The sequence below is a fragment of the Micrococcus sp. HMSC067E09 genome (assembly GCF_001812555.1).
Lineage (GTDB): Bacteria > Actinomycetota > Actinomycetes > Actinomycetales > Micrococcaceae > Micrococcus > Micrococcus lylae.
This window is the reverse complement of record NZ_KV809449.1, coordinates 12,049-23,687: the sequence shown is the minus strand read 5'-3', so window position 1 is coordinate 23,687 and position 11,639 is coordinate 12,049. Positions and strand designations below refer to the sequence as shown.

The window sequence follows — 11,639 nt, the reverse complement described above, 5'->3', positions numbered from 1 at the left end:
CCGCCGAACCGAGCGTCCGCCGAACCGAGCATCCGCCGAACCGGGCATCCGCCGAACCAGAGGAATCGGCTGCTTCGGGCGGCCGTGAACCAGCCGAAGCTTCTGGCTCGGCGGAGGGAAGGAGTGCACCGGCATGGGAAGCACGACGACGGACACCCACCTGTCCGCGCACCTCGCCTCCCGGGAGGTCGTCTTCTTCGGCGGCAAGGGAGGCGTCGGCAAGACGACGGTCGCCTCCGCGGCCGCCGCGGCCCTCGCCGCCGCGGGACGACGGGTGCTGGTGGTCTCCACCGACCCGGCCCACAACCTCGGCCACCTGTGGGACACCCAGGTGGGGGACAGTGAGACGGAACTGCTGACCATGGAGGGCGGGGGAGCCGTCGTCGGGCTGGAGGTGGACCCGGACGCCGTGGCGGCGCGGCACCTGGACGCGGTGAAGGACACGGTGCGCGGCCTGATGCCTGAGCACCTGCACCGGGAGGTCGACCGCTACTTCCGGCTGGCCGCGGCGTCCCCCGGCACGCATGAGGCGGCGCTGCTGGAGCGGATCTCCCGGATCGCCCTGGAGGCGCGGGAGCGGTTCGACGTGGTCGTGTTCGACACGGCGCCCACCGGGCACACCGCGCGCCTGCTCGAGCTGCCCACGCTCATGGGCGCCTGGGCGGACGGACTGCTCGCGCGGCGGGACAGGACCGAGCGGTTCGCGGACGCGATGCGCGGTCTGGACGGTCGACGCGGCCTCGAGGGGCCCCGGACTGCGCAGGAGCGCCGCGACCTGCGGATCCGTGAGGTCCTCACCGAGCGGCGCCGGATCTTCGCGGACATGGAGGCGCTGCTGACCGACGGGCGGCGGTGCGCGTTCGTGCCGGTGCTGACCGCCGAGCGAATGCCCGTGCTGGAGACCGTGCAGCTGTGCCGTCGGCTCGCCGAGGACCGGATCGCCGTGGCCGCGCTGGTGGTGAACCGGCGCTCGCCGGAGGATGTCGGAGAGGTGCTGGCGGCCCGGGCGCGAGCGGAGGACGGGCATGTGGCGGACCTCGTGCGGCAGGTGCCCCACGTGCCCCTGGTGCAGGTGCCGTGGGTGGACGGCGAGCCGACCGGGCCGGCGGCCGTGCAGGCGATCGGCCGGCTGCTGGGCTGAGCCCGTGCCCGTGCCCGTGCCCGCTCCCACGCCGAACCAGAAGAATCGGCCCCTTCGCGAGGCCCTGAAGTAGCCGTTTCTTCTGGTTCGGCGGCAGGGAGGGACCGGTCCTGCCTGACCGGGCTCAGCGGCGGCGCAGCAGCACGAGCGTCTCGGCGTGCGCGGTCTGCGGGAACATGTCGAACACCCGTGCCCGCTCGAGCCGGTAGGACGGCATCCGCGCCAGGTCCTGCGCGAGGGTCTTCGCGTTGCAGCTGGAGTAGAGCACCAGCCGGACGCCTGAGGCCTCGAGCGCCTCGGACAGCTCCGCGCCGATCCCGCGTCGCGGCGGGTTGACCACGACGACGTCCGGCGCCTGCGCGTGCCCGTCGCCTCGGCGGGGGTCGGGGGCTTCGTCCGGGGCCGTCTGCGGCGTCGTGCGCGAAAGCGTGTCCGGACTCGACTCTTTCCCGAACGAAAGTGCTCCAGAACCCGACTCTTTCCCGAACGAAAGCGTGTCCGGACTCGACGGTTTCCCGAACGAAAGTGCTGCGGTGGCGTCGCCGACGTCGAACGTCACGCGGTGGGCCAGGCCGAGGGCCGCGGCCGTCTCCTGCGCGGCGGCGACCGCCTCGGCGGAGACCTCCTGGCCCCACACCTCGCGGTCCTCGCTCGCCAGATGGAACGCGAACCCGCCCACGCCGCAGTACAGGTCCCACACCCGGCGCACCGCCACGCCGTGCTCGCCGGAGGAGGCCTCGTCCACCCACTGCGCGGCGTCGGCGTAGAGCGCGGAGGCCACGGCGGTGTTGGTCTGGAAGAACCCCTGCGGGCGCAGGCGCAGGCCGATCCCGTTGAGGCGCATGGTCAGCGTCCGGTCTCCGGCGAGGGGGATCTCCTCCTCGCCCTCGGGCAGCGCCACGTGCGCCGGCAGCAGGTTCGCCGTCACGACGACGGCCGGCACGCCCGCGGCCGCCAGCTCGCCCCGCATCGTGGGCACCTCGGCGCGGAGGGCTTCCAGCTCGGCGGTGGAGCGCAGGACGAAGCGGACCATGCACTCGGCGTCCGGGGAGAGGGTGACGATCACGTTCTTCAGCTCCCCGGTGCGGGCGCCCACGTGATAGGGCGTCAGGCCGGCCCGGGAGATGGAGCGCGCCACGGCGTCGAACACGGTCTGCATGCCCGGTGCGTAGAGGCCGCAGTCGCGCAGGTCGTGACCGGTGCCGTCATGGTGCCTGGGGTGCTGGCCAGGGTCCAGGATGCCGAGCCTCGGCCGGGCAGACGTGCCGGTCACCACGAGCTTGGCCTTGTTGCGGAAGCCGGACTCGGCGGAGGCGAACGGGGCCTCCCAGCGGGTCGCCGGCAGGGCGCCGCCGCCGACCGTCTCGGCCTGCCTCAGGTGCGCTGACAGCAGGCCGCGGACCTCGGCGTCGGCGCGGGTCAGCTGGTCCGCGTAGGGCACGCCCATCAGGGCGCACGAGCGGCACCGGCCGGCGTCGAAGTGAGGGCACTGCATCGGACGGGGGCCTCAGTAGTCGGTGGAGGCGCGCAGGTCCGGGCGGTCCAGGCGGTCGGCCACCCGGGTGAGGGCCAGCTCGCCGGCGTTCGCCAGCTCCGGGTCCACGTCCATCACCAGGGTGGTGAGCGTCGGCACCACCAGCTCCAGGTCCCGGCCCTCGGCCAGCTCGCCCAGGGCCGTCGCGGCGGCGGCGCGGACCTCCGGGGAGGCATCCCCACAGCGGTCATGGACCTCGCCCACCAGCGCACGGTCCACGGCGTGGTCCGCGCGCAGCTCCTCGGCACGCACACCCAGCACCGTGAGCGCCGCCGCGCGGACCTCGGCGTCCTCGTGGCCGAGGGCCTCGCGCACGGCGGCCAGGGCCGTGCGGTGCCACACGCCGGTGAGCACCAGGGCGCCGGTGGCCTCGGTGCTGAAGTGTTCGCCGTCCCCGGTGAGGGTCCCCACCAGGCCGGAGGTCACGTCCTCGACCGTCGTGCGACCGGCGAGCATGCGGACGGCGGCGGCGGACACCGGACCGGGGCCGTGGGCCTCCACGGCCTCGTCCACGCGTGCCTGCAGGCGGCGCAGCGGGGTGTCCTTGACGGGCGGAAGGTTCACGGGCTCCATCGGGGACTTGGGGTGCTCTCCGGGGGTGGTCATGCCCACCATTGTGGCGCGGATGCGCCGCGAACCCGACCCGTGTCCGAGGCGCGCCGGACGCCGCAGGGGGGCCGTCGTCGTCGGGAAGCCGCCTCCGCTGAGGCAAGGTGATGTACAGCACAGCTTCAGCCGCCGGGGTGATAGATTTCCAGGCATGCAAGTGCGCGGTGCCCTCTCCCTCGAGTTCACAGCGGAGGGGTACACCCACCCGTCGGGCACGGTGGGCGCCGGCACCGTCATCACGTGGATCGACAAGGCCGGCTACGCGGTCGCCGCGAGCTGGGCCGGCACCTATGTCCGCGCCTCCTACGTGGGCAACATGCAGTTCGAGAACCCGGTGCCCGTGGACACCCGCGCCGTCGTCCAGGCCCGCGTGGTCCACACGGAGGGACCGTACGTCCACGTCCAGGCGCGGCTGATCATGCCCAGCCTGCCCGGCGCGGACGGCGGACCGATGGTCTGCACCGAGTGCCTCCTGGTCTACGCGGCCGAAGAGGGCGGGCACCTGGTGGACGCCCCCGCCTGGATCCCGGAGACCGAGGCGCAGCGGATGCGGGACGAGCAGGCGAACAGTGCCAAGGTCCTGCGCACCACCATCGAGCAGGGCATGAACGCCCTGCCGTTCCCGGAGGAGGCCGGCCCGAACGACGAGCTCGTGAAGCTCTGCTTCATCGCCGGGGCCGACGAGACCACCATCGGCTCCACCATCCGGGCCTCTGCGATCATGCGCTGGATCGACGAGGCCGCAGCCATCTGCGCCGCCCGCTGGTCCGGGTCCGAGAACGTGGTGGCCGCCTTCGCCGGCGGCGTGCGGTTCCTGGAGAACATCGAGGTCGGCAACGTGGTCACCGTGGACGCCCTGCTGGTGCACACCTCCCCGCGCGCCATGCATGTGGCGCTGCGCGTCTACGCGGCCCGACGCCATGAGCGGGACCCCAAGATCGTGGCCCACTCGTTGGCCGTCATGGTGGTCCCCGGCGACGGCCGCGCCCAGCCGGTCCGCCAGTGGGAGCCCGAGTCCGAGTGGTCCGCCTCCCTCGAGGCGGCCGCCGTGGAGCTCGTGCGGCTCCGCTCCGAGGCCGGTGCCACCTGGACCTCCGGCCAGCAGCGCGAGGCCTGACCGGCACGGATACCCCCAGTCAGCTCTGCGCGATGTCGCCGCCGAGGCGGGGAAGCGGCTCACTAGACTCGGACCATGGCTCGTCTCTCTCCCCTCGACGTCCTCGGCTCTGCGGAAAGGCTGCGTCCGGTCCTGCGAAAGGCCGCCCTCGGGGCGCTCGCCGCGGTGACGGTGGTCCCCACCGCCGTGGCCGCGGGCCTCACAGCCGTGGACATGGTCAAGCGCTCGGGAAGGAAGGCCCGCCCCGCCGAACGGCCCGGCACCTTCTCGGCCACGGTCGGCGACTCGGAGCTGACGATCTTCACCTCCGGCGAGGACCTCTACGACGACATGATCCGGGAGATCGACGCCGCCGAGCGCTCGGTCAAGCTCGAGACCTTCATCTGGAAGGGAGACCGGACCGGCCAGCGGTTCCTCGAGGCCTGCAACCGGGCCGCCGAGCGGGGCGTGGACGTCTGGGTCATCTACGACGGCTTCGCCAACCTGGTGGTGCCGCATTCCTTCTACCAGCAGTTCCACGAGGACGTGCGCGTCTTCCGGATGCCGGCGTTCACGCGCCCGTACTGGCGTGGCGTCGTCCGGCACACCGGGTTCAACCACTCGAAGATCCTCGTGATCGACGGGCGAGTCGGCTACATCGGCGGCTTCAACATCGGAGACGACTACGCCCACCTCTGGCGAGACACCCACGTGAAGGAGGTCGGTCCCGCCGTCTGGGGCCTGGACCACTCGATCGCCACGGTGTGGAACGCCGCGCACGGCGAGGACGATCAGATGGAGTGGTTCGCGCCGGGCTCCTGGGACCAGCGCGTCACCGTCGCCTCGAATCTGCCCGTCCAGCTGGTCTATCCGATCCGCGGCACCTACCTGAACGCCATCGAGCGGGCGACGAGCCGCATCCGCATCTCCACTCCCTACTTCATCCCGGACCAGCAGGTCCTCACCGCACTGAAGGCGGCGGCCCAGCGCGGGGCGGACGTGCAGGTGATGGTGCCGATGGACTCCAACCACATCGTGGCGGACTGGGCCTCGCGCGGGTTCACCGCGGAGATGCTCGAGGCCGGCATCACGATCCTGCTCTACAAGGCGGGCATGATCCACGCGAAGACCGCGACGATCGACGGCCAGTGGTCCACGGTGGGCACCGCGAACATCGACCGCCTGTCCCTGGGGTACAACTACGAGACCAACCTCGAGGTGGTGGACAAGGACTTCGCCGCCCGCATGGAGGAGATCTTCGAGTCGGACCGTCAGCACTGCGAGGTCGTGGACCCGCACCGCTGGCGCGAGCGCCACAAGGGAGCCCAGGTCGTCGAGGCGCTCATCGCCCCGCTGCGGCCGCTGCTCTGACCGCCGCAGGTGGGCTTGGCGGGTTGCGGCTCGGCAGGCTGCGGCCCGCATGCTGCGGCCCGGCGGGCTGCGGCGGCGGGCTGCGGCTTGGCGGGCTGCGGCGGCGGGCGGGTCAGGGCCATGGGTGCGTCGGCACGGTGCCGTCCTGTCCACCGTCTGCGCATCATCGGCGCATCCGGCGTCCACCGCGTACAGTGCTGATCGGGCCCTGAACTCGGTCCCTGCGTTCTGCCGCCCGCTCCGCCCGCGCCGCCGGCTCCGCCCGCCTCGTCCAGCTCCGTCCAGCTCCTTCGTCCGGTTCCGTCTTCCCCGACCCATGTGAGGACCCCATGACCCTGCGTTCTGCGACCATCGGCTCCGTGTCCAGCGGCACTGTCCTCGCCGCCGCACTGCTGCTCACCGGCTGCGGTGCGGCCGAGCAGACCCCGTCCGAGACCACGTCCCCGTCCGCCTCCTCGAGTCCGTCGGCGTCCGAGTCCACCGGGTCGACGCCGAGCGAGTCCACCGAGGGCACGCCGAGCGAGTCGGCGTCCGAGGAGTCCTCCCCGAGCCCGTCCGAGTCGGAGTCGTCCACCGCGGAGGAGACCGAGTCCGGCTCGCCGTCCGCCGCCGAGTCCTCCGCGGCGCCGTCGTCCACGGCCGCCCCGCAGTCCTCCTCCGCACCGACGGCCGCCCCGGCCCCGTCGTCCTCTGCGGCACCCGCTCCCTCGACCCAGGCACCGGAGCCGACCACGCAGGCGCCTGCGCCGACCTCGAAGGCGCCCGCCCCGACGACGAAGCCCGCCCCGTCGACGAAGCCCGCCCCGACGACCCAGGCGCCCGCCCCGACGACGAAGCCCGCGCCTGACCCGACCACGTCGGCTCCCGCACCGACCACGTCGGCTCCCGCCCCGACCACGGCACCGGCCGCGGAGCCGGAGCCGCCGACGACCTCTGAGCCGACCATCCAGGCGTCCACGGCCGACGGCAACGACTACCTGTACTTCGAGACGCAGGACGGCGTCCTGTGCGACATGTACAAGTTCTACGTGGAGTGCGAGACCTCCCCGGAGGGCGAGTTCATGCGCGCCCGCGTCCTCAACAGCGGCCCGGCCGCCCTGTTCACGCCGTCCGGCTACATGGGCGGCGCGGAAGGCCTGGACACCCATACCCTCGTGCCGGGCCAGTCCGCCCGCCTCAACGAGTTCCTCTGCACCGCAGGCGCCTCGGACGTGACCTGCCAGAACCTCAACACCGGCGCGTCCATGACCGTGGGCCGCGAGATCTCGCTCGGCTCCGGCGGCTGATCCCGCCCGCGCTGCTTCCCGACGACGGCCGCTCACCTTCCGGTGGGCGGCCGTCGTCGCGTCTGGGGTCGCTCCTCGGGGCCTCTCGTCGCCTTCGGCGTGAACTCCGACACCGCCTCTTGTATACCCCAGGGGGTATGGGTGTAGTGTGGCGACCACATACCCCAGGGGGTATCGGCGAAAAGGCGAGGAGCCGTCGTCGGGAAGCCTCGGGGAACAGTCCAGACCGCAGACGGCGGCCAGAGACCACCCCACGGAAAGGGGAAGCCATGCTGCTCGAGCGCATCTACGACGAGGACCTCGCCCAGGCGAGCTACGTGATCGGCTGCCAGGCGAAGGGGGAGGCGATCGTCGTCGACCCCCGCCGGGACGTGCAGGTCTACCTGGACCTCGCCGCCCGGCACGGCATGCGGATCACCCACGTGACCGAGACCCACATCCACGCCGACTACCTCTCCGGCACCCGGGAGCTGGCCCACGCCACCGGCGCCCAGATCCACCTCTCCGGCGAGGGCGGCGAGGACTGGACCTACGGCTTCGAGGGGAACCTGCTGCGCGACGGGGACACCGTGACGCTCGGCAACATCACCGTCCAGGCCGTGCACACCCCGGGCCACACCCCGGAGCACCTGTCCTTCCTGGTCACCGACGGCGCCTTCGCCGACGAGCCCGGCTACATGCTCACCGGCGACTTCGTGTTCGCCGGCGACCTCGGCCGCCCGGACCTGCTGGACGAGGCCGCCGGTGGCGTGGACACCCGCTTCGAGGGCGCCGAGCAGCTGTTCCGCTCCCTGCAGGAGAAGTTCCTGACCCTCCCGGATCACGTCCAGGTGTTCCCGGCCCACGGCGCCGGCTCCGCCTGCGGCAAGGCCCTCGGCGCGCTGCCGTCCACCACGGTCGGCTACGAGCGCAGGAACGCCTGGTGGGCCGGGTACCTGGCCGAGGGCGACGAGCGGGGCTTCATCGACGAGCTGCTGGACGGCCAGCCGGACGCCCACGCCTACTTCGCCCGCATGAAGCGCCAGAACCGGCTCGGCCCGGCCATCCTCGGCGAGCTGAAGGAGCTCGAGGAACTGGACGCCGAGGGCGTGGAGGAGGCGCTGGCGTCCGGGGTGGTGTTCGCGGACACCCGCGGCGTGGCCGAGATCCTCGCCGGCACCGTGCCGGGCGCGCTGGCCCTCCCGTCCCGCGGCAAGATCGCCACCCACGCCGGCTGGGCCTACGACCCGGAGGACGACGACGCGGACATCGTGCTGCTCGCCGCGGACCGTGAGGACGCGGAGGGCATGCGCGACCACATGATCCGCGTGGGCGTGGACGCCGCGGCGGCGTTCGTGACGTCGCTGGGCGGGCTCGAGCTCGAGCCGGTGCCGACCGTGACCGCCGCCGAGCTGAGGACGCAGATCGAGGCGGGACAGGTCGGCGGGCCGGAGTCGGGGGCGGACGCCGTGCTCGTGGACGTGCGCAACAGGACCGAGTCCTCCGCGGGCACCGTGGCCGACGCCATGCAGCTGAACGCCGGCAAGGTCCTGTTCCACCAGGACCGGCTGCCGAAGGGCCGGCGACTGGTGACCTTCTGCCAGTCCGGCCTGCGCAACGTGGTGGCCGCCCAGGCCCTGCGCCGTGACGGGTTCGACGTGGTCGAGCTCGAGGGCAGCTATGCCGCGTGGCAGGCTTTGGATGAGGGCTGACCGAGGTGATGATCATGGAGGAGGCGGGGGAGGGCCCCGCCGTGGACGCCGGCCGTCGGCCGGAGACCGGAGCCCGGGAGGAAGGAGGCCGCGGCCGTGCTGTGGCTCGTGCTGATCCTCGCCGTGGTCGTCGGCCTCTTCGTGGGGCTGCTCGGCGGCGGAGGCTCCATCCTCACGGTGCCGCTGCTGGCCTACGTGGCCGGGCTGCCGCCGGAGCAGGCGATCGCCGGCTCCCTGTTCGTGGTGGCCGTGACCTCGGCCATGGCCCTGGTGCCGCACGCCCGGCGCGGGGCAGTGCAGTGGCGGGTCGGGCTCGTCTTCGGGGTGACCTCGATGGTGGGCGCCCTCCTCGGCGGACTGCTGGGCGCGCAGCTGCCCGGGGCCCTGCTGATGGTCCTGTTCGCCGTGATGATGCTCGCCTCCGCGATCGGCATGATCCGCGGCCGGAGGCCTGCCGACCCCGCCACCCCGCCCACGCCGCTGTGGAAGTCCCTGCTGCAAGGGCTCGGCATCGGCCTGGCCGTGGGCACGGTCGGCGCCGGGGGCGGCTTCATGGTGGTCCCCGCCCTCGTGCTGCTGGCCAAGCTGCCCATGGGGCAGGCCGTGGCCACCTCCGTCATGGTGATCGCCATGAACTCCGTCGCCGGACTCGGCGGGCACCTGACCGGCACCACCATGGACTGGTCCTGGGTGCTGCCGGTGACTGCCGCCGCCGTGGTCGGCGCGCTGGTCGGCGCGCCGCTGACCCACCGCGTCCCGCAGGCCGCCCTGAAGAAGGGCTTCGGCTGGTTCGTCCTGGCCATGGGCGCCTTCGTCCTGGTCCAGGAGGGCCTGACCCTTCTCGGCTGACCGTCCGGCCGTCGTCGTTATACCCTGCCGGGTATCCGATCAGTCTCCTCCGCCCCCCGCACGCATCTCGCACATACCCAAGGAGCCGCCATGCGCGCCGCCGACGACGCCACCCAGCGCAAGATCCTCAACCGCCTCAAGCGCGCCCGCGGGCAGCTCGACGCCGTCATCCGCGAGGTCGAGGGCGAGGGCAGCTGCCGTGACGTGGTCACCCAGCTCGCCGCCGTCTCCACCGCGTTGGACCGGGCCGGCTTCGCGATCGTCTCCTCGGCCATGCAGCACTGCATCGCCGATCCGGAGAGGGCCGAGAAGGAGGAGAAGCTCACCGTCGAGGAGCTCGAGAAGCTCTTCCTCACCCTCTCCTGACCGAGCCCACGGTGCCGCCGGACCCCTGCGGCGCCACGCGGGCGGCGCCCCCACAACGCCGCCCACCGAACACCTCACACGGCGGCCGGCCGGCCGCCACCGCCTCCTGATCGGAAGGAACCCCCACCATGTGCCGTCCTGTGAACTGCAAGGTCTGCGGCAAGACCACCTGGGCCGGCTGCGGCCAGCACATCGACTCCGTCAAACGCACCGTCCCCGCCGGGCAGTGGTGCGACGGCAAGCACTCGTCCGCCGAGGTCGAGGCCGCCCGCGCAGCCGGCGGCGAGCAGAAGGGCTTCTTCGCGAGGCTCTTCGGTCGGTGACGCGGCAGAACGGCTGAGGTGGCGCGGCAGAACGGCTGAGGTGACGCGGCAGAACGGCTGAGGTGGCGCGGCCGGCGGGCTGAGCCGGCCGTCGTCGGGAAGCCCCGAAGGGGACCGGGCCCGACGCCGAACCAGAGGAATCGGCCCCTTCCGAGTACGTGGAAGGGGCCGATTCCTCTGGCTCGCGGGGTCGGACTCTCAGTCCTGCTGCTCGAGCAGGTGGTTCGGCAGGCGGTTGCCCTGAGCCTTTGCGCGGATCTCGAGCAGGTCGCGGGCGTGCTGCCAGAGGGCCTTGTCCTCCTCTGAGACGGGCACCCAGGCGGGGACGGGAACGGCGTCGCCGGCCTCGTTGCGGGTCACCATCACCGTCAGGCAGTAGGTGGTGAGCGCGAGCTCGTCGCCCTTGGGGTCGCCGGAACGGACGTGGACGGCCACGTGCATGCCCTTGCTGCCGGTGTAGATCAGCCGTGCCTCGACCTCCACGAGGTCCCCGATGTGCAGCGGACGGTAGAAGCGGATGCCGCCGGAGAACACCGCCACGGTGTCCTTGCCGCAGTAGCGGGAGGCGCACAGGTAGGCGGCGGTGTCGATCCACTCCATCACGATGCCGCCGTGCACCTTGCCGCCCCAGTTCACGTCCGTGGGGGCGGCGAGGAAGCGCAGGGTCACGCGCTCGGCGGTGCCGGCGTCCGTGTACGGCTGGCCCTTCATCGCCTCGGTGACAGCGTTGCGGACCTCGATGCGGGAGATCGCGTAGTCGCGGGCCAGCTCCTGCTCCAGGGACTGCGGAACGAACTCCGGGACGCGCGTCGGCCTGCCGTCCTGCACCGCCACGAACACCACCAGGCAGCGCGCGGCCTCGGTCAGCTCGCCGGTCTTCGGGTCGCCGGCGCGGACCACGGTGTTGATGTGCATGGACGTGGACCCGGTGTAGAGCACCGTGCCGGTCACCTCGACCATCTGGCCCACCTGCACGGGCTGGCGGAAGTGGATGTTGCCCACATAGGCGGTCACGCAGTAGGTGCCCGCCCAGGCCGTCGCCGCGGCGAAGGCCGCCTTGTCCACCCACTCCAGCACGCGTCCGGCGTCCACCGTGCCGCTGTGACCCCTGTCCGTCGGTGCGGCGAGGAAGCGGAGGGTGACCTCGTGGCGGCGGTGGGCGTCGTGCGGGAGGGGAGCGGCAGTCGTCGTGAAGGACGGGGCGGGTGCGCCCGAGGCGCTGGTGCCCGGGACGGGGGAGGCGGTGTTCTGTGCGGCGGCATCCATGGAGTCAGTGTGCCTGCGGCGGGGGCGCGGAGGCGCTGCGGGCGGCTTCGTGACGAGTACCGTGCCTGATAATCGATGGTTCGTCACCGGATCGCGGAGAATCTCTG

The 11,639-nt window shown here is 72.5% G+C and carries 11 protein-coding genes; 8 read left to right on the top strand and 3 right to left on the bottom strand.

All coding sequences use genetic code 11. From position 1 onward, the window contains the following. The first annotated feature begins 133 nt into the window (after positions 1 to 133). On the top strand, positions 134 to 1,141 hold the full coding sequence (locus tag HMPREF2863_RS08355; protein WP_070639410.1) for an ArsA family ATPase: 1,008 nt from the start codon (positions 134 to 136) through the stop codon (positions 1,139 to 1,141). A 124-nt stretch (positions 1,142 to 1,265) separates the two neighbouring features. On the opposite strand, the gene HMPREF2863_RS08350 is transcribed toward HMPREF2863_RS08355, so the two are convergent. Both HMPREF2863_RS08350 and HMPREF2863_RS08345 read right to left on the bottom strand, forming a co-directional pair. Beyond that, the gene (locus tag HMPREF2863_RS08350) at positions 1,266 to 2,636 is read right to left on the bottom strand and encodes a methyltransferase domain-containing protein (RefSeq protein WP_070639408.1); all 1,371 of its coding nucleotides are present in this window, start codon (positions 2,634 to 2,636) and stop codon (positions 1,266 to 1,268) included. Positions 2,637 to 2,648: 12 nt separating this feature from the next. Then, positions 2,649 to 3,281 (bottom strand): HEAT repeat domain-containing protein, encoded by a 633-nt coding sequence (locus HMPREF2863_RS08345; protein WP_245232132.1) that lies wholly within the window; start codon positions 3,279 to 3,281, stop codon positions 2,649 to 2,651. A 154-nt stretch (positions 3,282 to 3,435) separates the two neighbouring features. Between HMPREF2863_RS08345 and HMPREF2863_RS08340 the strand changes: the two genes are divergently transcribed. The 7 genes from HMPREF2863_RS08340 to HMPREF2863_RS08310 all read left to right on the top strand — a co-directional run bounded on the left by HMPREF2863_RS08340 (position 3,436) and on the right by HMPREF2863_RS08310 (position 10,266). Continuing rightward, a complete protein-coding gene (locus HMPREF2863_RS08340; RefSeq protein WP_067190394.1) occupies positions 3,436 to 4,401 on the top strand; it encodes an acyl-CoA thioesterase in 966 nt (321 codons plus the stop codon). Between the two features lie 75 nt (positions 4,402 to 4,476). After that, positions 4,477 to 5,751, top strand: a complete 1,275-nt coding sequence (locus tag HMPREF2863_RS08335) for a phospholipase D-like domain-containing protein (RefSeq protein WP_067190392.1) — start codon at positions 4,477 to 4,479, stop codon at positions 5,749 to 5,751. A 329-nt stretch (positions 5,752 to 6,080) separates the two neighbouring features. Then, positions 6,081 to 7,037 carry a hypothetical protein gene (locus tag HMPREF2863_RS08330; RefSeq protein WP_070639406.1) on the top strand — a complete coding sequence of 319 codons (957 nt, stop codon included), beginning with the start codon at positions 6,081 to 6,083 and terminating at the stop codon, positions 7,035 to 7,037. 269 nt (positions 7,038 to 7,306) lie between these two features. Then, a complete protein-coding gene (locus tag HMPREF2863_RS08325) occupies positions 7,307 to 8,728 on the top strand; it encodes an MBL fold metallo-hydrolase (protein ID WP_067190386.1) in 1,422 nt (473 codons plus the stop codon). Positions 8,729 to 8,824: 96 nt separating this feature from the next. Continuing rightward, a complete protein-coding gene (locus tag HMPREF2863_RS08320) occupies positions 8,825 to 9,577 on the top strand; it encodes a sulfite exporter TauE/SafE family protein (protein ID WP_070639404.1) in 753 nt (250 codons plus the stop codon). 90 nt (positions 9,578 to 9,667) lie between these two features. After that, positions 9,668 to 9,943 carry a metal-sensitive transcriptional regulator gene (locus tag HMPREF2863_RS08315; protein WP_067190382.1) on the top strand — a complete coding sequence of 92 codons (276 nt, stop codon included), beginning with the start codon at positions 9,668 to 9,670 and terminating at the stop codon, positions 9,941 to 9,943. Positions 9,944 to 10,071: 128 nt separating this feature from the next. Further along, positions 10,072 to 10,266 (top strand): hypothetical protein, encoded by a 195-nt coding sequence (locus HMPREF2863_RS08310; protein ID WP_067190380.1) that lies wholly within the window; start codon positions 10,072 to 10,074, stop codon positions 10,264 to 10,266. Between the two features lie 198 nt (positions 10,267 to 10,464). On the opposite strand, the gene HMPREF2863_RS08305 is transcribed toward HMPREF2863_RS08310, so the two are convergent. Beyond that, positions 10,465 to 11,532, bottom strand: coding sequence for an acyl-CoA thioesterase (locus tag HMPREF2863_RS08305; protein ID WP_083315327.1), 1,068 nt, complete (start codon positions 11,530 to 11,532; stop codon positions 10,465 to 10,467). Between the last annotated feature and the right edge of the window lie 107 nt (positions 11,533 to 11,639).